Raw genomic sequence first — 21,571 nt, forward strand, 5'->3', positions numbered from 1 at the left:
ACGCGGGTGGCGATGCGGTTATCACGCCGCGGTCAACGCAGCGGCGTGAGTCCTTCTCCTTCTTCTTGCAGCGACGTCGCTCAGAACGGCAGCTTGAAGCCCGGCGGCAACGGCAGACCCGAAGTCATACCGCCCATCTTTTCCTGAGCGGTGGCTTCGGCCTTGCGCACGGCGTCGTTGAACGCAGCGGCGACCAGGTCTTCCAGCATGTCCTTGTCGTCGGCGAGCAGGCTCGGATCGATCGACACGCGGCGCACGTCGTTCTTGCAGGTCATCGTCACCTTGACGAGACCGGCGCCCGACTGCCCCTCGACTTCGATCAATGCAAGCTGCTCCTGCATCTTCTTCATGTTTTCCTGCATCTGCTGGGCCTGCTTCATCAGCCCGGCGAGTTGGCCTTTCATCATGGACATGCTCCTTCTTGATAGCGTGAAATCCGGAAATCGGGTGCGCCACAGGGCGCGGCGAATCAGTGGACGGACGGCGCGCCGTTCGGGCCGGCGTCCTGCGTAATCGGCCGAATCGAGCCGGGCACGATGCTCGCGCCGAACTCGCGGATCAGCGACTGCACGAACGGATCGGCGCCGATTTCGCGCTCCGCTTCCTGCTGGCGCTGGGCGCGCATGGCGGCGTCGTGCGCGGCCGCCGTGCGGCGCGCCGGGCCGACTTCGACCAATACGTCGACGGTCTGGCCGAGCCTGTCAGCGAGCGCGGCTTTCAGTTTAGCGACCTGCGAGGCTTCCGCGTACTGGGGCACCGGCACGTTCAGTTTGAGCGTGCCGCCTTCGAGTGCCATCAGTTCGCTGTTGAACGCGAGTTGATACGAAATACCCTTGAGCGGCAGGTCGACGGCGAGCGCGGGCCAGTCGCCCTGAAAACCCAGCGGATCGAGCGGCACGGCGGGCGGCAACGGCCGCTTGTCGACCGCTGGTGCAGGTGTGGACGCAGGCGCCGCGTTTACGCGGACGTCGTCGGGTCCGCTGTCGAACACCGGCACGTAGTTGTCGTCCGGCAGGCCGTAGTAGCCCTCGTCCGCTGCCGTGAGCGGCATGTATTCGTCGGGCGGCATGTCGTCCCACGGCGCGCTCGACGAGCCGGTCTGCTCCTGGGCCTGCGCCGACGGCGCACGCGCGCCCGCAGCTGCGTCTTGTTGCGGCGCGCCCGGCGTCGGCACATTGACGACAACGCGCGGTGCGGCAGGCTTCGGCGTAGCCGGGGCTGCTGCCGGCTTGGCGGTGGCTGCCGCCGTGGCGCGGCCACGGTCCGACGACACTTTCAAGCCGGCGCTGCGCAATACATTGAGCGCGTCGGCCGCGCCGCCTGCACGGCGGAGCGGAATGTTGGCCGCGGGCGGCGATTCTTGCGATGCCGGCGCGGGTGCGGCCTCTTCTGCCTGTGCGAACGCGGCTGCGGCCGGAGCAGCGAGCGAAGACGCGGGCGCCGATTCCTGAGAAGCGGCCGCAGCGGGTGATTCATTCGGGACTGGCTCGGTGGGTGCGTCGTCCCACGGTGCCAAAGCCGGCGCGGTCGCTACTTTCGGTGCTGCGATCGGTTCGGTCGTCACGACTGCCGACGCCAGGGGCGTTGCTTCGGGCATCGGGGCCCCTCGGGGCGCGCTCGCGTCCGTAGGTGCCGACATCGGATCGCTCGGAATCGGTTCGGCGGAAGCCTCTTCCTGCCACGGCGCTAAAGCCGGTGCGACGATGACGTCGGCCGCCTTGGGCGCAGGCGCCGCGCTCGCTTCGCCAGAGGCCGATTCGGATACAGCTACGGACCTGGAAACGATTGCTGCTTCACCAGTAGATGCCTTCGGCGTGTCAGCATTTTCAGCAGCCCCCGCCGACGCCAGGTGCCGCGAATCGGCCGTGGCGGGCTTCGTTTCCGCCAGCGGATTAGGCGAGCGTACCGGCACGGCAGCAGCAGCTTCAACCGCACGCGACGGCGCCACCGCCTGTTGCGCAGCGACCGCCGGCGAGCCAGCGCGTTTAGCGCCACCCACCCCCGCCGGCCCTGCCGGACGCGCGGCAGTCGCGCCGCCACCGCCGATGGGCGCCGGTTCGAACGCCAGCATGCGCAGCAGCGTCATCGTAAAACCGGCATATTCGTCGGGCGCGAGACCCAGTTCGCTACGGCCGATGGTCGCAATCTGATAGAACAACTGCACCTGCTCGGCGCTCAACGCTTCGGCGAAACGACGCAGCTCCCCCGCTTCCGGCCACTCGTCCAACACCGACGACGGCGCGAACTGCGCCCACGCGATTCGGTGCAACAGGCTCGCCAGATCCTGCAACGCCGTCGAAAACGACAGGCTGCGCAACGCCATCTCGTCCGCGACCGCCAGCACGGCGGCGCCGTCGCCATCGGCCAGCGCGTCGAGCAGTCGAATCAGATAGCTTTGATCGAGCGCGCCGAGCATGCCGCGCACCGCTTCTTCATTCACCTGATTGGCCGAATAGGCGATCGCCTGATCGGTGAGCGAGAGCGCGTCGCGCATCGAGCCGTCGGCCGCGCGCGCGAGCAGGCGCAATGCCTGGGCGTCGAACGGCACCTTCTCTTCACCGAGAATGTGCTCGAGATGCGACACGATGTGCCCGGCCGGCATCTGCTTCAAGTTGAACTGCAGACAGCGCGACAGCACCGTGACCGGAATCTTCTGCGGATCGGTAGTAGCAAGAATGAATTTGACGTGCGAAGGCGGCTCTTCCAGCGTCTTCAACATCGCGTTGAAGGCGTGGTTGGTCAGCATGTGCACTTCGTCGATCATGTAGACCTTGAAGCGCGCGTCGACCGGTGCGTAAACCGCGCGCTCCAGCAGCGCCGCCATTTCGTCGACACCGCGGTTACTCGCCGCGTCCATCTCGACATAATCGACAAAGCGGCCCTCATCGATTTCGCGGCACGCGCGGCACACGCCGCACGGCGTGGAGGTCACGCCGGTTTCGCAATTCAGCGCCTTGGCGAAGATGCGCGACAGCGTGGTCTTACCGACGCCGCGGGTGCCGGTAAACAGATAGGCGTGATGCAGACGGCCACCGTCGAGCGCGTGCGTGAGCGCGCGCACCACGTGCTCCTGTCCGACGAGCGAAGCGAAATCCTTCGGCCGCCATTTGCGTGCGAGAACTTGATAGGTCATCCGGAAATTGTATCAGTAACGATGGCGCGCAAAACCGAATCGAGACGGCGCACGAACGCGTGTTGCCGCTTCATTGAAACTGGCTAACGGACCGATAGAAAAAAATAGATGAAGCGCGCGGGGAATGCCGCTGCAGCGCCTGTGAGGCATGCCTAAGGCAAAACAGGAGATGGGAGGTGCTACTGACGAAAATGCGACGAAAATGCGGACAAAAAAAAGGAAGGTGACGAGCCTGACCCTCGGCACTGGTGGAAAACGGCTGTGGCTGCTTCGTTCCCGACCTGACCAGGTTGACCATCCCTCCATGCGAGGAGGCCCGTCACGAAACATTCTATCACCGCTTGGGCCGTCGCGCGACTGTTAATACGGCCAAACCGACATCGACGCGCCGAATCAGGCGCTTCGCACTATATAGGCAGCAGCCCGGCAGTACGCGTTCGGGTACTTGAGTTTGCGCTGCCTGTCTCCAGATAGACTGCGTCGCGGTTGTTAAAACGGGGTGACACGGCACCGGCGGCCATTGGCCCCACTGCCCTTGATGAGTACTATCACCACCGGCAACGCATAGCGAATTAAGCTAAACTGCCATACGGATGACCCGCAAGCGCGAGCTTTCCACACATTCCGGACAGGGTCTTTCGACCTTTTCAGGGGTGTGCCGGCAAGGCTCCGGTTGCGGCAAAGCGAATGGAAGTTTCCCTAGATTTTGACGTATCGTGGCGAGCAATTCAGGCGGGCCTCGAACCGATAGAGGTATTCATACAATGAGCGAATCAATCAAGCATATTAGCGACGCATCGTTCGAACAGGACGTCGTGAAATCCGATAAACCCGTGCTGCTCGATTTCTGGGCTGAATGGTGCGGTCCCTGCAAGATGATCGCGCCGATCCTCGACGAAGTCGCCAAGGATTACGCCGATCGCCTGCAGATCGCCAAGATCAACGTCGACGAACATCAATCGACGCCGGTCAAGTTCGGCGTGCGCGGCATCCCCACGCTGATCCTCTTCAAGAACGGCGCTGTCGCCGCGCAGAAGGTCGGCGCACTGTCGAAGTCGCAACTCACCGCGTTCCTCGACGGCAACCTGTAAAGCGGCGCCCGGCGCGTCGGGGTGCTCCTGATTCCCTTGAGACCTATAGGCGCGCTGTCTTAGGCGTGTTGTCCAGCGACAACACGCCTGATAAATAAGAAAGATGCCATGCCGTCGCACTGGCGGAAATTGGCGTGTGCTATGCTAGAATCCGCAAAACGTCGAAAAGACGTGTAAGTCCTTGAGCGGTTCCGCTCACCCTCCTCCCAGATTTCATTTCGTCGCACCTTCTCCTGCGGGTTCTCCGTATGCATTTATCCGAGCTTAAGACTCTGCACGTGTCCGAATTGATCGAGATGGCCAATGGCCTCGAGATCGAAAGTGCAAACCGCCTGCGCAAGCAGGAATTGATGTTTGCCATTCTAAAAAAACGAGCCAAAACGGGCGACACGATCTTCGGCGACGGCACGCTCGAAGTGCTGCCGGACGGCTTCGGCTTCCTGCGTTCGCCGGAAACCTCGTATCTCGCCAGCACGGACGATATTTACATCAGCCCGTCGCAAATCCGCCGCTTCAACCTGCACACGGGCGACACGATCGAAGGCGAAGTGCGTACGCCGAAAGACGGCGAACGCTATTTCGCGCTGGTGAAGGTGGACAAGGTCAACGGCCAGCCGCCGGAAGCCTCGAAGCACAAGATCATGTTCGAAAACCTGACGCCGCTGCACCCGAACAAGGTGCTGCTGCTCGAACGTGAAATGCGTGGCGAAGAAAACGTCACGGGCCGCATCATCGACATGATCGCGCCGATCGGCAAAGGCCAGCGCGGTCTGCTGGTTGCGTCGCCGAAGTCCGGTAAGACCGTGATGCTGCAGCACATCGCGCACGCCATTAAGCAAAACCATCCGGATGTCGTGCTGTTCGTGCTGCTGATCGACGAACGCCCGGAAGAAGTGACCGAAATGCAGCGTTCGGTGGCCGGCGAAGTGATCGCCTCCACGTTCGACGAACCGGCTGCGCGTCACGTCCAGGTCGCCGAAATGGTGATCGAAAAAGCCAAGCGCCTCGTCGAAATGAAGAACGACGTGGTGATTCTGCTCGACTCGATCACGCGTCTTGCGCGTGCGTACAACACAGTCGTGCCGGCCTCGGGCAAGGTGCTGACGGGTGGTGTCGACGCGAACGCGCTGCAACGTCCGAAGCGCTTCTTCGGCGCGGCGCGCAATATCGAGGAAGGCGGTTCGCTGACCATCATCGGTACGGCGCTGATCGAAACCGGCAGCCGCATGGACGACGTGATCTACGAAGAATTCAAGGGCACCGGCAACATGGAAGTGCACCTGGAGCGTCGCCTTGCTGAAAAGCGCGTCTATCCGTCGATCAACCTGAACAAGTCCGGCACGCGCCGTGAAGAACTGCTGATCAAGCCCGAAGTGCTGCAAAAGATCTGGGTGCTGCGCAAGTTCATTCACGACATGGACGAAGTCGAGTCGATGGAATTCCTGCTCGACAAGATTCGCCAGACGAAGAGCAACTCCGAGTTCTTCGACATGATGCGTCGTGGCGGCGGCAGCTAACGCTTAAGCCGCAACGCTGCGCCGGGAGCAACTACCCGCATCGCAGAAGAAAGCCGCTCGCTGCAAACGAGCGGTTTTTTTTCGTCCGCGGCATGTGCAACGACAAACCACTGCCGCCCGATTCAAATGCCGGCGAACTCCGCATGAGCGCCACATCCTCTCGCGCACCGTTGTGGATGACGCGCATGTCGCCGGGCGTCGGCCAGGCCGCGCTGATCGCGCCCATGCTGCTGCGTGGCTTGCTGCTGTTCATCGTGCTGCCGGTCGCCAATCTGACGTTTAGAATCTTCGCTATTGAAGAATTCACGCACGGCTACCGGCTGAAAAACATCGTGCGGCAACTGACGATCTCGTTCGCGACGGCCTCGGTGATCATCGTCGAACAACATCGGCAGGCACTGCATCAAGCTCGCCTCGCGAAGTTCGTGAATCCGTACAATCCGTTGTTCCAGAATTCGCTTGCGGCGCTGACCAGTGGCTTGAGCGCAGCCGGCGGCTCGCCGTCCGAGGCACATGCGCTTGCGCTGGTCGAAATCAGCCGGACGGTGACGCAGCAGGCTAGCTTCCTGACATCGCTGGACGGCTTCTACTTTCTGATCGGCATTGCGATATGCGGCGGCATGTTCGCCGCGCGGCAAAAACAGATCGACTAAAGGTTTCATCAGGCCATGCTCTCGAAACTCACCCAATGGTTCGGCACGCGCCGCCGCGACCGCGCGCTGCGCGACTACGCGATCGAGGACGCCCTCTGGCAGGCCACGCTCGACGGCCTGCCGTTCCTCGCCCACCTCGACGCGCCGGATCGCGTGCGTCTGCGCGAGCTGACCAGCCTTTTTATCGCGCAAAAGGAATTTTCAACCGCGCACGACCTCGAGCTAACCGACGCCATGACCGTGGCGATCGCCGCGCAAGCGTGTTTGCCGGTGCTGAACCTGAGCCTCGACCTGTATCGCGGCTGGGTCGGCGTGATCGTCTATCCGGGCGAGTTCGTGATCCGCAAGACGGTCGAGGACGAAGACGGCGTGGTGCACGAGGTCGAGCACGACGCGAGCGGCGAAGCGTGGGAAGGCGGCCCGGTGGTGTTGTCGTGGGAAGACGCGCAGATGACCGGCGGCACGGACGCCTATAACGTTGTGATTCACGAATTCGCGCACAAGATCGACATGCTGACCGGCGAGGCGGACGGCCATCCACCGCTCATGCGCCGCTGGCATGCACCGCTCGATTCACAGGCATGGGCCGACATTTTCGACCATGCCTACGACCAGTTCTGCGCCAAAGTGGACGCGGTGCCGGATCGGCGCTGGGCACGTTTCGAGCGCGATTCGCTGATCGATCCGTATGCGGCGGACCATCCGTCGGAATTTTTTGCCGTTTGCAGCGAAGCGTTGTTCGTCCAGCCGCACGCCTTCGAGGCGGAATATCCCGAGCTATACCGCTTGCTGGCGCGGTATTACCGCCAGGATCCGGCGCGGGCCGGGTTGACTTTCCCGCCGGCCTGAGAGGTCTGCCGCGCCACCACGCAAGGGCGTGCCGGTGGAGGGGCGCCACTCCAGCCACGCACCAGCCGGCGAGAAACAACCGGCGCAAAGGCGGCGAAAACGCGGCAAAAGACGGGCAAAAAGGTCGTAGAAAGGTCGTCAAGCGACTGATTTTCTGGCATAATCGCCGTTTTTCGACCATAGGCAAGTGGCTCGCGCCTAGATGCTGTCCGCCTTCATAGCGGCTGCACGCGGGTTGGCTACCGCCAGATTAAAGGAAAGACCATGAAAGAAGGCATTCACCCGGATTACCGCGAAGTCCTGTTCGTCGACATGTCGATCGACTTCAAGTTTGTGACGCGCTCGACCATCCAGACGCGTGAAACCGCCGAATTCAACGGCAAGACCTACCCGCTCGCCAAGATCGAAGTGTCGTCGGAATCGCATCCGTTCTACACCGGCCAACAAAAGATCATGGACACGGCAGGCCGCGTCGAGAAGTTCAACAAGAAGTTCGGCACGCGCGCTACCGGCAAGGCAGCAGCGAAGTAATACCCGCTTCGTCGCCGGCCTTGGCCTGCAACGAAGCAGCAGCGAAAAAGGGCAGCTCACGCTGCCCTTTTTTGTCGCCTTTTTTTGTCGCCGACTCTGGACGCCCGGATGCGAAGCGTCGCCCGGCGATTCGTCGCCCGTTGCGGCGCCGTGTTACAGGCATCCCATTCACGTTGCCAGCCGTTACCGGCCGTGACGCGCAGCGCACGGCACGACTACAATGCCGGATGCTCCAAATTGGCCATTCCCGCCGGACTTTCCGTCTGGTCCCGGCTGCACCGCTTATCCGATATCCACACACCGCATGAGACCTGCCGTTCGCCTCACTGCCTCCGCGACCAGTGCGTTGCCGCGCTGGCTGCTGCTGACCATCTGTATCGTCTATGCCTTCTTTGGCCTGTTTGGCCGGGATCCGTGGAAGAACGAGGACGCAGCCGGCTTCGGCGTCATGTGGACGATGGCGAACGGCGGCACGCACGACTGGCTGTTGCCGAACCTGGTCGGCAAGTACATGACGGAAGACGGGCCGTTCGGTTACTGGCTCGGCGCCAGCGCGATCCGCGCGCTCGCGCCGTGGGTCGACGCGAGCAATGCCTCACGCGTGTTTACGGGCCTGCTGTTTTGCGCGGCCTGTGCATTCGTCTGGTATGCGGCTTATCTGCTCGGCCGGCGCGCCGAAGTGCAGCCGTTCAAATACGCGTTCGGCGGCGAGCCGGAACCGCGCGACTACGGCCGCACCCTCGCCGATGGCGCGCTGCTGATCCTGCTCGCCTGCTTCGGCCTTGCCGAGCGCGGCCACGAAACCACGCCGCAACTGGCGCAGTTCTTCGGCATCGCCATGCTCGTCTATGGGCTCGTGCGGATGATCGACAAGCCGATCCAGGGCGCGCTGATCTGGGGCCTGGCGCTCGGTCTGGTTGCGCTCTCCAGCACCCCCGTGCTGGTCGGCGCGCTGTTGCTCGGCACCCTCGCGATGGCGCTGATCGTGCGCAACGCGCGTACGCGCTGGCTGCTGCTGGCCGGTTTGCCAGTGGCGCTCCTGCTGTCGGTTGCGTGGCCGATCGCCGCGCTCGCCGCCTATCCCGATGACGCCGTCTGGTATCTGAACCAGTGGGTGCACGTCAGCCTGTCGTCATTCGCCGGGCCGCCCGGCTCGGTGGCCGCCTACGCGCTCAAGAATCTCCCGCTCTTCACGTGGCCGGCCTGGCCGCTCGCGCTCTGGGCGTGGTTCAGCTGGTCGGGCCTGCGGCGCGCACCGCACGTGGCGATTCCGCTGTCGGTGATCGGGCCGCTGCTGGCTCTGGTCGTGTTGCAGAGCCATCAGTCGAACCGGCTTTACATGCTGTTGCTGCCGCCGCTCGCAGTGCTGGCCACCTTCGCGCTGCCCACGCTCAAACGCGGCGCGATCAATGCGATCGACTGGTTCGCACTGTTGAGCTTCACGATCCTCGGCAGCTTCGTCTGGCTGGTGTACATCGCCGGGCTGACCGGCTTCCCGCATCCGCTCGCGCGCAACCTCGCGCGTCTCGCCCCGGGTTTTGCGCCGCAGTTCAAGATCCTGTCGTTCATGTGCGCGGTCGCCGTGACGATCTGCTGGTTCGTGCTAGTGCAATGGCGCCTCGCCCGTCATCCGAAAGTTCTGTGGCGCAGCGTGGTGCTCTCGAGCGCCGGCACGACGCTGATGTGGGTGCTGCTGATGACGCTGTGGCTGCCGGTCGTCAACTACAGCCGGACCTATAAGGACGTCGCCCAGCAGATCGCAAGCCATCTGCCGGATGACTACACCTGTATCTCGCCGGTGCGCCTCGGTAACGCGCAGATCGCGACTTTCGCCTATTTCGGCGATATGCATTTCTCGTTCAACGAGGACTGCGACGTGATCCTGCGTCAGGACACCCAGGACTTCGGCGATCCGAGCGCGATGTCGGACTTCATGTGGAAGCTGGTGTGGGAAGGCCGCCGCGTGGCCGACCGCGACGAACGCTTCCGCCTGTATGTGCGGATCGACCGTCCGAAGCCGCCAGTCGTCAAACGCCGCAGCTGGCATAAAAAGCCAGACTGATCATGTTCGCCGACGTGCGAAAAATCGCCGGGCTCGCATGGCCTGTGCTGATCGGCCAGCTGGCGATCATCGCGTTCGGCGTAATCGACACGGCGATGGTCGGCCGCTATTCGGCCGTCGATCTCGCCGCACTCGGCCTCGGCTCGTCGATCTATATTTCCGTCTACATCGGTCTGACCGGCATCCTCACCGCGCTGCAACCGATCACCGCGCAACTCTATGGCGCGCGCCGGTACGTCGAGATCGGCGAAGAAGTGCGCCAGGCTTTGTGGCTCGCGCTCGCGTTGACCGTGATCGGCTTTCTGATTCTCTATTTTCCAGGGCCGGTGCTGCAGTTGGCTCGTGTGCCCGAAGCGCTGCATGAGCGCACGGTCGCCTACCTGCAGATTCTGGCATTCGGCTTGCCGGCCGGCCTCGCCTTTCGCGTCTACAGCTCGATCACCAATGCGGTCGGCAAACCGCGGCTCGTGATGATCCTGCAGATCGGCGCGCTGCTGCTCAAGTTTCCGCTCAACACATGGTTCATCTTTGGCGGACTCGGCGTGCCGGCGCTCGGCGGCCCGGGCTGCGCGCTTGCCAGCACCGCGATCAACTGGGGGCTGGCCGTGGTTGGGATGCTGCTGCTGACACGCGTCTACGTTTTCAAGCCGTTCGCGATCTTTGCGCACTTCTGCTGGCCGGTCTGGCGCCGGCAGGCGGCGCAGCTGCGCCTGGGCATTCCGATGGGTCTGTCTTACCTGATCGAAGTCACCTCGTACACGTTCATGGCGCTCTTCATTGCACGCTTCGGCACAACGACGCTCGCCGGACACCAGATCGCAGGCAACATCGGCGCAGTGCTCTACATGACGCCGCTGTCGATCGGGATCGCTTCGTCTACGCTGGTCGCTCAGGCACTGGGCGCGCGTCGCCCGGAAGCGGCGCGCACGCTGTCGCGGCACGGCATCATGATGGCCGTGGCGATCGCCTGCTGTTACGGCGCGATCGTGCTGGTGCTGCGGCCGTATGTGATCGAAGGCTATACGCCGAATGCGCAGGTCGCGGCGGCAGCGATGCCGCTGGTGCTGATCGTCGTCTGCTATCACCTGTTCGATGCCTTGCAGATCACCACCGCGTTCGTGCTGCGCGCGTACAAGGTGGCGGTCGTGCCAACCGTCATCTATGCGGTTGCGCTGTGGGGCGTGGGACTCGGCGGCGGATATCTGCTCGGCTTCAATGTCTCCGGCACCACGCCGGAATGGCTGACCGGCGCGCGCGGCTTTTGGGTCGCCAATACGGCGAGCCTGGCGATTGCCGGCATCGGTTTGCTGTTGTACTGGCGTGGCGTGAGCAAGCGGTATTTGCGCGCCGAGCCGGTGGTCAGGGTGGATTCGGCGGTTTGACGCGACGGAGATCGCCGCAAAATTGCCCCCTTCGTGGAAAGCCCAGCTCGGCCGGCGAATACAGGCGATGCCCCGCCTGCGTGCGCCCAACCGCCCGAATCAGGCCGGCCTGTTCGTAGTAGCGCAGCGTGTGGGTGGAGACGCCGATCGTCCCGGCGACCTCGCCGATGGTGAGTGCCTTTGACATTTTCGACATGACGGAACTCAGGTTGGGACTTCGAGTGCACTCTAAGTCAAGTGGAAGACGCTGTCATTTGTCCGGACTGTCATTTTTACGACTCGCTGCGTTGATCGATAAACTCAATACTGCTTAATCGCCAGGCAAAAGCTTTAAATATTGTCCAGCCTGATTTACTTGTCATGAATCGATCGGTATAAATCGTCGGCGTTTGCAAATAAGGGCGCGCAATTTGTTCTATGCTTAAGCGCAGCGCCTGCTGACAGGCTGCGTCGTCCCGAGTTTTTCCCTTTGCGGCCAACTTTTTCGCCCTCAATGGAGTGCTTGCCATGCTGAAGAAGCTTTTGATGCTTTGCGTTGCTTTGGCTTTGTCGCTGTCGGCCGGATTTGCGGCTGCCGTCGAAGTGAATTCCGCCGATCAGGCCGCGCTCGAATCGGTCAAGGGTATCGGCCCGGTGCATGCGAAAGCGATCATCGACGAACGCACCAAGAACGGCCCGTTCAAGGATGCTGACGATCTCTCTACTCGCGTCAAAGGCCTCGGCACCAAATCAGTGGCTAATCTCGAAGCGGCGGGTTTGACCGTCAACGGCTCGTCCACACCGCCGACCGGCGCCAAGGCAGCCGCGAAGTCGACCGGCGCCGCGAGCACCAAGGCGGCACCGGCGGCGGCACCCGCTGCCACCACGCCGGCCGCGACACCGGCCCCGACGGCGACCGCAGCGCCGGCCGAAGCGTCAGGCACAAAGGCATCGAAATCGAAGAAGAAGAGCAAGGCCGCGGCGTCCGACGCGGCTGCCGCTTCGGCACCGGCCACGGCCGCCGCAGCCAGCACGCCGGCCGACGCGTCCGGCACCAAGGCCTCGAAGAAGAAGGCGAAGACGAGCAAGGCTGCATCGGCTGCCGCAGCCTCCGGCGCGTAATATTTGGCTTGAGCATCGGCAGCGCGATGATCGCGCGATGGCGCATATAAGCCGCCCCGTCGCCGTCCGTCCCGCCTCCCCAACGCCGCGCAACCGCGCAGCGTTTTCACCCGCCGACCCGTCAAGCACGCGTCGGCATTCAAGAGAGTCCGTCATGAGCCTACTCGACACTATCGGTTCCCTGGTTGGCAAATCGCCCGAAGACGGCGGCCAGCAAGCCCTGGTTTCCGCCGCACTCGAATTCGTCAACAGCCAGCCGGGCGGCCTGAACGGCCTGATCAGCAGCTTCAGGGAAAAGGGGCTCGGCGACGTTGTGTCGTCGTGGGTCGGTAACGGTGAGAACCAGCCGATCACACCCGATGCACTCCATAGCGTGCTCGGCTCGGATGCTGTCGCCAGCCTCGCGGCGAAAGCTGGCGTGCAGCCGGATCAGGTCACGGGCCTGTTGTCGCAGATTCTGCCGCACGTCGTCAACGCAGCGACGCCGGAAGGCGAAGTGCCCGCCGAAGGCACACTGAATTCGACGACTGTGCTCGGCGCGCTTGGCGGTCTGTCGGCACTGTTCGGCAAGGGCAACGCGTAAGCGGCCTCGTCAGATGTCCTGAGCACCCGCCAAAAGGCGAAAAAAAAGCGGCAACGAAGTCATCTTCGTTGCCGCTTCTGATTTTTGGCAGACGCGTTTGGCAAATGCGTTTGGGAGGCTCGGCTTGTACCGCAGCCACTTCCTACCTAAGGTCTACCTAAGGTCTGCCGAACGCCTGTCGCTTAGTGCACGACGCGGTCGAATACCAGCCTGCCGTCTTCCACTTCGACCGGAATCACATCCTTCGGACCGAACTTCCCGGCGAGTATCAGTTTGGCGACCGGGTTCTCGATCTCCTGCTGGATCGCACGCTTCAATGGCCGCGCCCCAAACTGCGGATCGTAGCCGACCTTGCCGACGTGCTCGAGCGCCGCGTCCGACACCAGCAGTTGCATGTCGAGCTTGGCAAGCCGTTCTTGCAGACGTTGCAGCTGAATCCGCGCGATCGACTGGATGTTCGAACGATCGAGTGCATGGAACACCACGACGTCGTCGATCCGGTTCAGGAACTCGGGCCGGAAATGCAGTTTCACTTCTTCCCAGACCGCGTCCTTCACCACTTCCTGCGGTTCGCCGACCATCGCCTGAATCACCTGCGAGCCGAGGTTTGACGTCATCACGATCACCGTGTTCTTGAAGTCCACGGTACGACCCTGGCCATCAGTCATACGGCCGTCGTCGAGCACCTGCAGCAGGACGTTGAACACGTCCGGATGCGCCTTCTCGATTTCGTCGAGCAGGATCACGCTGTACGGCTTGCGGCGCACGGCTTCGGTCAGATAACCGCCTTCCTCGTAACCGACGTAGCCCGGCGGCGCGCCGATCAACCGCGCGACGCTATGCTTCTCCACGAATTCGCTCATGTCGATGCGGATCAGATGATCTTCCGAATCGAACAGGAACGACGCCAGCGCCTTACACAGTTCGGTTTTACCCACACCGGTCGGCCCGAGGAACAGGAACGAGCCGTACGGCCGGTTCGGATCCGCCAGACCCGCACGCGAGCGGCGAATCGCATCCGCCACCGCGGTGATCGCCTCGTCCTGACCGACCACGCGGTCGTGCAGTTTCTCTTCGATCTGCAGCAGCTTTTCGCGCTCGCCTTGCATCATGCGCGACACCGGGATGCCAGTGGAACGCGAGACGACTTCTGCGATTTCCTCTGCGCCCACCTGAGTGCGCAACAGACGCGGCCGGGTCGGGTTGTTCTGCTCGTTCGCTTCGGCCTTGGTCACTTCCTTCAACTGCGCCTCGAGACCCGGCAGCTTGCCGTACTGCAACTCGGCAACCTTCTCGAGCTTGCCTTCGCGCTGCAAGCGTGTGATTTCCGCGCGCGTTTTCTCGATGTCTTCCTTCAACTGCGCGCTGCCCTGCACCGCCGCTTTTTCCGCGGTCCAGATTTCTTCGAGATCCGAATATTCGCGGTCGAGGCGCTCGATTTCCTCTTCGATCAGTTGCAAACGCTTTTGCGACGCTTCGTCCTTTTCCTTCTTGACGGCTTCGCGCTCGATCTTCAACTGGATCAATCGACGGTCGAGCCGATCCATCTCTTCCGGCTTGGAGTCGATTTCCATCTTGATCTTCGAAGCAGCTTCGTCGATCAGATCGATGGCCTTGTCCGGCAGGAAACGATCCGTGATGTAGCGATGCGACAATTCGGCTGCGGCGACGATCGCCGGGTCGGTGATATCGACGCCGTGATGCAGTTCGTACTTCTCCTGCAAGCCGCGCAGGATCGCGATGGTTGCCTCGACCGACGGTTCGTCGACCAGCACCTTCTGGAAGCGGCGTTCGAGCGCGGCGTCCTTTTCGATGTACTTGCGATATTCGTCGAGCGTGGTGGCGCCGACGCAATGCAGTTCGCCGCGCGAGAGCGCCGGCTTGAGCATATTGCCTGCGTCCATCGCGCCTTCGGCCTTGCCCGCGCCAACCATCGTATGGATTTCGTCGATGAAGACGATGGTCTGGCCTTCGTCCTTCGCGATGTCGTGCAGCACGGCCTTCAGGCGTTCTTCGAACTCGCCGCGGTATTTGGCGCCGGCCAGCAACGCCGCCATGTCCAAAGACAGCACGCGCTTGCCCTTGAGCGTTTCCGGCACTTCGCCGTTGACGATCCGCTGCGCGAGCCCTTCGACGATCGCGGTCTTACCCACGCCCGGTTCGCCGATCAGCACCGGATTGTTCTTGGTGCGGCGCTGCAGGATCTGGATCGAACGGCGGATTTCGTCGTCGCGGCCGATCACGGGGTCGAGCTTGCCCGCCCGCGCACGCTCGGTCAGATCGACGGTGTACTTTTTCAGCGCTTCGCGCTGGCTTTCGGCGTCCTGGCTATGCACCTGCGAACCGCCGCGCACCGCCGCGATCGCGCTTTCCAGTGACTTGCGCGACAGACCGTGCTGACGCGCGAGACGGCCGGCCTCGCCTTTATCGTCGGCGACCGCAAGCAGAAACATCTCGCTCGCGATAAACGTGTCGTCGAGTTTTTGTGCTTCCTTGTCCGCCTGGTTCAGCAAGCCGGTCAGTTCGCGGCCGATCTGCACATTGCCGTCGGTGCCCTGCACTTGCGGCAGGCGCGTGATGGCATCGTTCAGCGCGGTTTGCAGTGCCTGCACATGGACGCCGGCACGCGAGAGCAGCGAACGCGCCGAACCGTCCTGCTGGGCGATGAGCGCCGACAGGACATGAACCGGTTCGATGTATTGATTGTCATGACCGACGGCAAGACTCTGTGCGTCGGCCAGTGCTTCCTGAAATTTAGTGGTAAGTTTGTCGATTCTCATCAAGAGACCTCCAATTTTCGATTACCACCAAATTGAGGCGTTTTACGCAGGTTTCAAGCGTTTTTTTGCATCAGCAACAACTATTTAACATTTGACGCACGAGAACTTGCCGGCGGATTTCAGGATGGCGGCCCGGCTTCGCCGCCAGCAGGTGCGACCGGCACAATCGGAATGATGGTGCTTAAACCAAGCAGCGCAGCCAGCGGGCGGTGCGGCTTCGCAACCTCGCCGATCGTGTAGCGGTCGAGTTCGGCGAGGAACGCGTTGCGTGCTGCCTCGAGCGCGCCGCGAATACGGCATTGCGGTGTAATGACACAGGCCCGGCGCTCACCCTGCGGGTCCGGGAAGCAGCCGACCAGTGCAAAGTCGGTTTCCGTGGCCCGCACGATCTCGCCCACGGTCAACGCGTTGGTTTGTTCGGCGAGCCGCAGGCCGCCGTTACGGCCGCGCACGGTCTCGACCCAGCCGAGTTCGCCGAGTTGCTGCACCACCTTCATCAAATGGTTCTTGGATATCCCGTACGCGTCCGAGATGTCCTGGATGGTCGATAAGCCTTCGCCACGGACGGCGAGGTATAACAGGACGCGTAATGCGTAATCCGTATAGTCGGTCAGTCTCATAAGTGCAGGTGTCACGATGAGCGCAAGCCGCGATCCGGGGATAACCGCGTCGATGCAAGGGTTGCGAGGGGCCGTCGCTTCGCCCTAAGATGCAGGCGCCGCGCATATTTTGTCATTCTGCGCTGACAGGCGGTGTTTGTCTTTCGGCAGCAATGGTAACGTCTCCCGCATAGGCCATTCATCCGAAAAGCGGGGCATTCGCAGCCTACTTCCTTTCGTTTGGACACAGTTTGAGGCCATTCCCGACCGTCTGTGGCACCGCGCGACGATCCACAATGAATCACTGCATTATCTGGAATTTGCATGAATCCGTCTTTCCCTGCCGCACCGGTTGTCGAGCGCGCCGCCGAGCCTACCGAGGCGAATATTCGCGAGCTCGTCTACGGCTTTTACGACCGCGTGCGCGCCGATCCGCTGCTGGGCCCCGTGTTCGACGCGACGCTTGCGGGCCGTTGGGACGACCACTTGCCCAAGATGTGCACGTTCTGGGGTAGTCTTGTGCTGGGCGCGAAGCAATACCGCGGCAATGTGCAGCAGGCGCATCAGCCGCTCGAGGGTGTCGAGCCGCAGCATTTCAGCCGCTGGCTGTATCTGTTTCTGGATACGGTGGAGTCGCGCTATCAGCCGGCGGCGGCGGTCCGCTTCATGGAACCGGCGCTGCGTATCGCGCAGAGTTTGCAATTGAGCCGCTTCGGCTGGAATTACAAGATTCCGGAGGAACAACAGGCGTTGCTGGAGCGCGTCGCACCGAAGCGGCGTCCGCGCGACGACGAGCACGCCGGGGTCGCCCCGACACGGCCGCCTGGTGAACCGTTTCCGACGCGGATCATCGGGAAAGCGAACGACGATTGACGCGGGCGCTTGAGAAGCGCGCGCCCTAATCCGCGTCCTGGTTATCCGATTCGATGCCCCATCTGGCCAGCGCCGCGTCGTCGGTGACGCGGGCATCGACCCAGCGCTCGCCTTCTTCGGTCTTCTCTTTCTTCCAGAACGGCGCCTGGGTCTTCAGGTAGTCCATCACGAACTCGCACGACGCGAAAGCCTCGCCCCGATGTGCGGCGGTGGTCGCCACCAGCACGATCTGGTCGAGCGGATAAAGCTTGCCGACCCGATGCACGATCAGCACCTCGATCCCCGGCCAGCGCTCGCGCGCGCTCACGACGATCGCTTCCAGCGACTTCTCCGTCATGCCCGGATAGTGTTCGAGCTCCATTGTTTCGACCGCGCTGCCGTCGTTCAGATCGCGCACGGTGCCGACAAAACAGGCCACCGCGCCGATCTTCGGATTGCGCGCGCGTAACGCGGCAACCTCGGCGGTGAGGTCGAAATCTTCCGTCTGGACGCGAACGGGCATCTCTGGCTCCTGTGCGGGTTAGTGCGGCTCAGCGCGGCTTAGCCGGTTGGCGTGCTTTAGCGCGGCTTTTTGCGGCCGTCGGGGCGGCTCACCCGCCAGTGACGGGCGGAAAGAACGCGACTTCGCAATCTTCGGTGATGCGCGTGCCAGCATCGGTCATCACGTGGTTGCAGGCCATGCGCAGCGCGCGGCCTTCGGCGAGGGTATCGGCCCAGACGCCGCCGCGCACGCGCAACCAGGCGCGCACGTCGCCGACGGTCGCGATGCCGTCGGGCAAATCGACCGTTTCGTCGGCGGTTTCAAGCGCTTCGCGCACGCTTGCAAAATATCGGAGTTGAATCTTCATCGGGAAGCTGCCGGCTGTTGCCGGCCTCAGTTCAGCAATTCGGAAAAGGGGATGAAACGCACGGTCTCGCCGACGCTGATTGCGTGGTTCGGCGGATTGTCGATCAGGCCGTCGCCCCATACGGTCGATGTCAGTACAGCGGAGCTCTGATTGGGAAACAGATCGAGGCCGCCGGCCGCATTGACGCGCGCGCGCAGGAATTCGTTGCGGCGGTCGGCCTTGTTCTGCGTGAAATCCGCGCGCAGCGACAGCGCGCGCGGCGCCACCGTCTGCATGCCGGCCAGACGCAGGACGAACGGACGCACGAACAGTAGAAATGTCACGAAACTGGAAACAGGGTTGCCCGGCAGGCCGATGAAAAAGGTTTCGTCTGATGCAGCCGCATCTGCCTGCTGAGCGGCGCGGCGCACTGCGCCGAACGCGAGCGGCTTACCCGGTTTCATCGCGATCTGCCACATCGACAGGCGCCCTTCGGCCTCGACCGCCGGCTTGACGTGATCTTCCTCGCCGACCGACACGCCGCCGCAAGTCAGGATCAGATCGTGTGCCTGCGCGGCTTCGCGCAGTGTTGTTCGGGTGGCGTCAAGCTTATCGGGGACGATGCCGTAGTCGGTGACGTCGCAGCCTAATTTTTCCAGCAGCCCGCGCAGCGTGAAACGGTTCGAGTTGTAGATTGCGCCCGGTTTCAGCGGTTCGCCAGGCATGGTCAGTTCGTCGCCGGTGAAGAACACGGCAACCTTTGCGCGGCGGCGCACCTGGAGTTCGGCGCAACCGACCGAGGCGGCGAGCCCCAATGCTTGCGGCGTCAGCCGCGTGCCCGCGGGAAGAATGATCGAGCCGCTACGGATGTCCGCGCCTTGGCCCGTGATCCATTCGCCGGATGCCGGGCTGTGGAGGATTGTGACTTCGTTGCCGGCGGCCTCGGTTTGCTCCTGCATCACGATGGCGTCGGCGCCCGGCGGCACCGTGGCGCCGGTGAAGATGCGGGCGGCCGTGCCTCGCTCTAACGGCTCGGGCGCGTGACCGGCTGGAATGCGTTGCGAGACCGGCAGGCGGCGGTTGCCATCGGTTGTCAGATCTTCAGTGCGGATCGCGTAGCCGTCCATTGAACTGGTGTTCATGGGAGGGACGTCCAGCGGCGAAATGACGTCTGCCGATAGCACCCGGTTGAGCGCGTCTAGTGTGGGGATCGATTCCGTTCCGGTGATCGGGGTCGCCGCGCTGAGCAGAGTCGTCAACGCTTCGGCGGTGGAGAGCATCGGAGCGCGGGGCGTTGGGGTGGACATCTTTGGGTCTCGAAGCCGCAGGTTAAAAGAATATTGTAGCGGTCGATCGTGGTGGCCGGTGGCGGCCTGGCGTTATGGTGGTTTTTTTGCCTTTGGCGGTGGTGGGGTTTTTGCCTTTGGCGGTGGTGTTCTTTTGTGCGCCTGTGGCGTTGGACTTTTCCAGTATGCGTACCGCGCTCTTCTTTGCGGCAGGCGAACAAAAACAGCTGCCCGCCCCGCACAGGGGCGACGCCAATCATCCAATATCAATTCATGGAAAGGCCAAAACCCTTTTCAATCCTCATCATCCGTCCAGGGAATATCCACATCGGAAATAAAAGCCACCGTTGCAAACGGCCCCCCATCCTGACGCCCGATCTTTCCATCTGCCCGCTGCCATTCGACCCTGAACACCGTGCCCGGATCATCAGCAATCAATCGCACAGTTCGAACTTCATCCGGATCGGCCTCCTCGACCGGGCCGTCGAGCGAAACCTGCAATTCCTGTGGCCACAGCCCGTCGGTGGGATCGTAAATCTTGTCGCCGTCCGGAATCAGCGTGAAGGCCTCCACGCCGATCGTCGCCGACGCATCGACGATCATCTTGCCCAACGCGCGCAGCAACGCCGTCGCCCGAGCCGAGTTGGCCTGGCGAATTGCAAGATCCCCGCGCGTCAGCGCCTGCTCAAGTTTTGGGTTTGTTTTTTGTTGCGCCATTCGATGTCCTGAGTCCTATCGCTCTGTTGTGAACGGCACGCCCATTCAGCGCGTACCGCTCTCCATTTTTCGGGCTGAATCCTACCACTGGTATGGGCCGCGGCAACGCGAGCCACGCACTGGAGGCCGTCCAGCCCGCTCCGTCCCCACAGTTTAGGACGTGATTCGCCGTCCGGCAGAGAGATTTGCTGTTCAATGCAATCAATGCGTCTGGCCGCACTTTCGAGCCGGCTTCGGCGCCGCAGCATCCGAAGGTTTCGCGCCGCCAATCTCTGCAATCAAATGGTCGCGGAACGCCTTCACCGACGGCGGCAACGCCAGTCCGGCCATCGTCAGCACCTGGATGCTGTGCTGACGCATCTGCGGGTGCGTCAGCGGTATCGCGACGAAGCCGTCGTCGGCGTGCTCGCAGCACGCGCCGAACGAGCATCTGCTCGGGCCGGTGGTACGCGAGGGTCTGCAGATCATGGCGGGACTGTTCCGGGATCTCGGCGAGAACTCACCGCGCGCAAGCGCAACCGCGTCAAGGCGCCGGATTGGGCTGCAGCTCATGCAGCTTGTCGATGTCCGCTAGCGCTTCCGGCGAGAGTTTCACCTCGACGCTGGCGATGTTTTCCTTCAGCTGATCGAGCGACGTGGCGCCAATCAGATTGCTGGTCAAAAACGGCCGGCTGTTGACGAAGGCCAGCGCGAACTGCGCGGGCGACAACCCGTGACGCTTCGCCAGTTCCACGTAGCGCGTGGTTGCCTGAACCGCTTGCGGCTTGCTGTAGCGTTGAAAGCGCTCGAACAGCGAAATGCGGGCGCCTGCCGGACGCGCGCCGCCTTCATACTTGCCCGACAACCAGCCGAAGGCCAGCGGCGAATACGCCAGCAAGCCGATGTTGTCGCGATGCGCGTACTCGGACAGACCCACTTCGTACGTGCGGTTCAACAGACTATACGGATTCTGGATGCTAACGATGCGCGGCAAGCCGAGGTTTTCCGCGGCGCGCAGAAACTGCGCCATACCCCACGGCGTTTCGTTCGACACGCCGATATGGCGGATCTTGCCCGCCTTGACGAATTCGGCGAGCACCGACAACGTTTCTTCGATCGGCACCGTGTACGCGTCGTCGACCCACGGATAGGCGGGACGGCCGAACGTCATCGTGCTGCGATCCGGCCAGTGCAACTGGTACAGATCGACATAGTCCGTTTGCAGGCGCTTCAGACTATCGTTCAACGCTTCGGTCAGATTCTTGCGGTCGAACTGGTTGCCCTCGCCGCGAATATGGCGCGGATTGTGCGGCTGGCGCGCCGGGCCGGCGATCTTGGTGGCCAGCACGATCTTCTCGCGTGCGCTGCGATGCTGCGCGATCCATGACCCGATATAGCGTTCGGTCGAGCCTTGCGTCTCGGGACGCGGCGGCACCGGGTACATTTCCGCGGCGTCGATCAGATTGACGCCGCGGTCGAGCGCGTAATCGATCTGTGCGTGCGCTTCCTGCTCGGTGTTCTGCTCGCCCCATGTCATGGTGCCCAGACCGATCAGGCTAACCTTCACATCCGAGTCGCCGAGTCTGCGGTATTCCATCGAACCTGTCC

20 protein-coding genes, 1 other RNA gene and 2 pseudogenes are annotated in these 21,571 nt (G+C 62.6%); 10 read left to right on the top strand and 13 right to left on the bottom strand.

Annotation, left to right across the window (positions count from 1 at the left end):
- Positions 1 to 80: 80 nt before the first annotated feature.
- The 3 genes from P3T22_RS04325 to ffs all read right to left on the bottom strand — a co-directional run bounded on the left by P3T22_RS04325 (position 81) and on the right by ffs (position 3,454).
- Complete coding sequence (locus tag P3T22_RS04325; RefSeq protein ID WP_007182071.1) at positions 81 to 407, bottom strand: YbaB/EbfC family nucleoid-associated protein; 327 nt, start codon at positions 405 to 407, stop codon at positions 81 to 83.
- 62 nt (positions 408 to 469) lie between these two features.
- A complete protein-coding gene (locus P3T22_RS04330; protein ID WP_429324305.1) occupies positions 470 to 3,133 on the bottom strand; it encodes a DNA polymerase III subunit gamma/tau in 2,664 nt (887 codons plus the stop codon).
- A gap of 222 nt (positions 3,134 to 3,355) precedes the next feature.
- Positions 3,356 to 3,454: signal recognition particle sRNA small type (ffs, locus tag P3T22_RS04335), an RNA gene on the bottom strand.
- Positions 3,455 to 3,897: 443 nt separating this feature from the next.
- Between ffs and trxA the strand changes: the two genes are divergently transcribed.
- The 7 genes and pseudogenes from trxA to P3T22_RS04370 all read left to right on the top strand — a co-directional run bounded on the left by trxA (position 3,898) and on the right by P3T22_RS04370 (position 11,218).
- Positions 3,898 to 4,224 (top strand): thioredoxin TrxA, encoded by a 327-nt coding sequence (gene trxA / locus P3T22_RS04340; protein WP_054039468.1) that lies wholly within the window; start codon positions 3,898 to 3,900, stop codon positions 4,222 to 4,224.
- Between the two features lie 248 nt (positions 4,225 to 4,472).
- Positions 4,473 to 5,741, top strand: a complete 1,269-nt coding sequence (gene rho / locus P3T22_RS04345; RefSeq protein ID WP_006048863.1) for a transcription termination factor Rho — start codon at positions 4,473 to 4,475, stop codon at positions 5,739 to 5,741.
- Between the two features lie 164 nt (positions 5,742 to 5,905).
- Positions 5,906 to 6,394: pseudogene (locus tag P3T22_RS04350) on the top strand (MFS transporter); the annotation flags it as partial.
- A gap of 15 nt (positions 6,395 to 6,409) precedes the next feature.
- Positions 6,410 to 7,243, top strand: a complete 834-nt coding sequence (locus tag P3T22_RS04355; protein ID WP_063496330.1) for a M90 family metallopeptidase — start codon at positions 6,410 to 6,412, stop codon at positions 7,241 to 7,243.
- Positions 7,244 to 7,507: 264 nt separating this feature from the next.
- Entirely contained in the window at positions 7,508 to 7,774 is a 267-nt protein-coding gene (locus P3T22_RS04360; RefSeq protein ID WP_028196650.1) for a type B 50S ribosomal protein L31, read from the top strand.
- Between the two features lie 304 nt (positions 7,775 to 8,078).
- A complete protein-coding gene (locus tag P3T22_RS04365) occupies positions 8,079 to 9,836 on the top strand; it encodes an ArnT family glycosyltransferase (protein WP_063496331.1) in 1,758 nt (585 codons plus the stop codon).
- Between the two features lie 2 nt (positions 9,837 to 9,838).
- The gene (locus tag P3T22_RS04370; protein ID WP_429324306.1) at positions 9,839 to 11,218 is read left to right on the top strand and encodes an MATE family efflux transporter; all 1,380 of its coding nucleotides are present in this window, start codon (positions 9,839 to 9,841) and stop codon (positions 11,216 to 11,218) included.
- 31 nt (positions 11,219 to 11,249) lie between these two features.
- On the opposite strand, the pseudogene P3T22_RS04375 reads toward P3T22_RS04370, so the two are convergent.
- Together P3T22_RS04375 and P3T22_RS04380 are read right to left on the bottom strand one after the other, a co-directional pair.
- Positions 11,250 to 11,414 (bottom strand): annotated as a pseudogene (locus P3T22_RS04375) (MerR family DNA-binding transcriptional regulator); the annotation flags it as partial.
- Positions 11,415 to 11,490: 76 nt separating this feature from the next.
- Positions 11,491 to 11,727, bottom strand: coding sequence for a hypothetical protein (locus P3T22_RS04380; RefSeq protein ID WP_148662161.1), 237 nt, complete (start codon positions 11,725 to 11,727; stop codon positions 11,491 to 11,493).
- Between P3T22_RS04380 and P3T22_RS04385 the strand changes: the two genes are divergently transcribed.
- Both P3T22_RS04385 and P3T22_RS04390 read left to right on the top strand, forming a co-directional pair.
- The gene (locus P3T22_RS04385; RefSeq protein ID WP_429324307.1) at positions 11,726 to 12,319 is read left to right on the top strand and encodes a ComEA family DNA-binding protein; all 594 of its coding nucleotides are present in this window, start codon (positions 11,726 to 11,728) and stop codon (positions 12,317 to 12,319) included. The genes P3T22_RS04380 and P3T22_RS04385 overlap by 2 nt on opposite strands.
- 37 nt (positions 12,320 to 12,356) lie before the next feature.
- A complete protein-coding gene (locus P3T22_RS04390; protein ID WP_420488448.1) occupies positions 12,357 to 12,902 on the top strand; it encodes a YidB family protein in 546 nt (181 codons plus the stop codon).
- Positions 12,903 to 13,084: 182 nt separating this feature from the next.
- On the opposite strand, the gene clpB is transcribed toward P3T22_RS04390, so the two are convergent.
- Positions 13,085 to 15,682, bottom strand: a complete 2,598-nt coding sequence (gene clpB, locus P3T22_RS04395; protein ID WP_063496335.1) for an ATP-dependent chaperone ClpB — start codon at positions 15,680 to 15,682, stop codon at positions 13,085 to 13,087.
- Positions 15,683 to 15,801: 119 nt separating this feature from the next.
- Positions 15,802 to 16,302 (bottom strand): Rrf2 family transcriptional regulator, encoded by a 501-nt coding sequence (locus P3T22_RS04400; RefSeq protein WP_429324308.1) that lies wholly within the window; start codon positions 16,300 to 16,302, stop codon positions 15,802 to 15,804.
- A 303-nt stretch (positions 16,303 to 16,605) separates the two neighbouring features.
- On the opposite strand from P3T22_RS04400, the gene P3T22_RS04405 reads away from it, so the two are divergent.
- Positions 16,606 to 17,154 carry a group III truncated hemoglobin gene (locus tag P3T22_RS04405; RefSeq protein ID WP_063496337.1) on the top strand — a complete coding sequence of 183 codons (549 nt, stop codon included), beginning with the start codon at positions 16,606 to 16,608 and terminating at the stop codon, positions 17,152 to 17,154.
- A gap of 25 nt (positions 17,155 to 17,179) precedes the next feature.
- Here the strand turns inward: P3T22_RS04405 and moaE are convergent, their stop codons facing one another.
- The 6 genes from moaE to P3T22_RS04435 all read right to left on the bottom strand — a co-directional run bounded on the left by moaE (position 17,180) and on the right by P3T22_RS04435 (position 21,560).
- Complete coding sequence (moaE, locus tag P3T22_RS04410; RefSeq protein WP_063496338.1) at positions 17,180 to 17,656, bottom strand: molybdopterin synthase catalytic subunit MoaE; 477 nt, start codon at positions 17,654 to 17,656, stop codon at positions 17,180 to 17,182.
- A gap of 88 nt (positions 17,657 to 17,744) precedes the next feature.
- On the bottom strand, positions 17,745 to 18,002 hold the full coding sequence (gene moaD, locus P3T22_RS04415) for a molybdopterin converting factor subunit 1 (RefSeq protein WP_063496339.1): 258 nt from the start codon (positions 18,000 to 18,002) through the stop codon (positions 17,745 to 17,747).
- A gap of 26 nt (positions 18,003 to 18,028) precedes the next feature.
- A complete protein-coding gene (locus P3T22_RS04420; RefSeq protein ID WP_429324461.1) occupies positions 18,029 to 19,261 on the bottom strand; it encodes a molybdopterin molybdotransferase MoeA in 1,233 nt (410 codons plus the stop codon).
- 300 nt (positions 19,262 to 19,561) lie between these two features.
- Positions 19,562 to 19,984, bottom strand: coding sequence for a hypothetical protein (locus tag P3T22_RS04425; RefSeq protein ID WP_063496341.1), 423 nt, complete (start codon positions 19,982 to 19,984; stop codon positions 19,562 to 19,564).
- Between the two features lie 201 nt (positions 19,985 to 20,185).
- On the bottom strand, positions 20,186 to 20,452 hold the full coding sequence (locus P3T22_RS04430) for a hypothetical protein (protein WP_429324309.1): 267 nt from the start codon (positions 20,450 to 20,452) through the stop codon (positions 20,186 to 20,188).
- Between the two features lie 55 nt (positions 20,453 to 20,507).
- On the bottom strand, positions 20,508 to 21,560 hold the full coding sequence (locus P3T22_RS04435) for an NADP(H)-dependent aldo-keto reductase (protein ID WP_429324310.1): 1,053 nt from the start codon (positions 21,558 to 21,560) through the stop codon (positions 20,508 to 20,510).
- Positions 21,561 to 21,571: the final 11 nt, after the last annotated feature.

It is taken from the genome of Paraburkholderia sp. GAS348, assembly GCF_050434205.1.
Taxonomy (GTDB): domain Bacteria; phylum Pseudomonadota; class Gammaproteobacteria; order Burkholderiales; family Burkholderiaceae; genus Paraburkholderia.

Coding starts and splice junctions, on each gene's coding strand:
- P3T22_RS04325 (WP_007182071.1), bottom strand. CDS start 407: ATGATGAAAGGCCAACTCGCCGGGCTGATGAAGCAGGCCCAGCAGATG.
- P3T22_RS04330 (WP_429324305.1), bottom strand. CDS start 3,133: ATGACCTATCAAGTTCTCGCACGCAAATGGCGGCCGAAGGATTTCGCT.
- trxA (WP_054039468.1), top strand. CDS start 3,898: ATGAGCGAATCAATCAAGCATATTAGCGACGCATCGTTCGAACAGGAC.
- rho (WP_006048863.1), top strand. CDS start 4,473: ATGCATTTATCCGAGCTTAAGACTCTGCACGTGTCCGAATTGATCGAG.
- P3T22_RS04355 (WP_063496330.1), top strand. CDS start 6,410: ATGCTCTCGAAACTCACCCAATGGTTCGGCACGCGCCGCCGCGACCGC.
- P3T22_RS04360 (WP_028196650.1), top strand. CDS start 7,508: ATGAAAGAAGGCATTCACCCGGATTACCGCGAAGTCCTGTTCGTCGAC.
- P3T22_RS04365 (WP_063496331.1), top strand. CDS start 8,079: ATGAGACCTGCCGTTCGCCTCACTGCCTCCGCGACCAGTGCGTTGCCG.
- P3T22_RS04370 (WP_429324306.1), top strand. CDS start 9,839: ATGTTCGCCGACGTGCGAAAAATCGCCGGGCTCGCATGGCCTGTGCTG.
- P3T22_RS04385 (WP_429324307.1), top strand. CDS start 11,726: ATGCTGAAGAAGCTTTTGATGCTTTGCGTTGCTTTGGCTTTGTCGCTG.
- P3T22_RS04380 (WP_148662161.1), bottom strand. CDS start 11,727: ATGGCAAGCACTCCATTGAGGGCGAAAAAGTTGGCCGCAAAGGGAAAA.
- P3T22_RS04390 (WP_420488448.1), top strand. CDS start 12,357: ATGGCGCATATAAGCCGCCCCGTCGCCGTCCGTCCCGCCTCCCCAACG.
- clpB (WP_063496335.1), bottom strand. CDS start 15,682: ATGAGAATCGACAAACTTACCACTAAATTTCAGGAAGCACTGGCCGAC.
- P3T22_RS04400 (WP_429324308.1), bottom strand. CDS start 16,302: ATGAGACTGACCGACTATACGGATTACGCATTACGCGTCCTGTTATAC.
- P3T22_RS04405 (WP_063496337.1), top strand. CDS start 16,606: ATGAATCCGTCTTTCCCTGCCGCACCGGTTGTCGAGCGCGCCGCCGAG.
- moaE (WP_063496338.1), bottom strand. CDS start 17,656: ATGCCCGTTCGCGTCCAGACGGAAGATTTCGACCTCACCGCCGAGGTT.
- moaD (WP_063496339.1), bottom strand. CDS start 18,002: ATGAAGATTCAACTCCGATATTTTGCAAGCGTGCGCGAAGCGCTTGAA.
- P3T22_RS04420 (WP_429324461.1), bottom strand. CDS start 19,261: ATGCTCTCCACCGCCGAAGCGTTGACGACTCTGCTCAGCGCGGCGACC.
- P3T22_RS04425 (WP_063496341.1), bottom strand. CDS start 19,984: ATGGCGCAACAAAAAACAAACCCAAAACTTGAGCAGGCGCTGACGCGC.
- P3T22_RS04430 (WP_429324309.1), bottom strand. CDS start 20,452: ATGATCTGCAGACCCTCGCGTACCACCGGCCCGAGCAGATGCTCGTTC.
- P3T22_RS04435 (WP_429324310.1), bottom strand. CDS start 21,560: ATGGAATACCGCAGACTCGGCGACTCGGATGTGAAGGTTAGCCTGATC.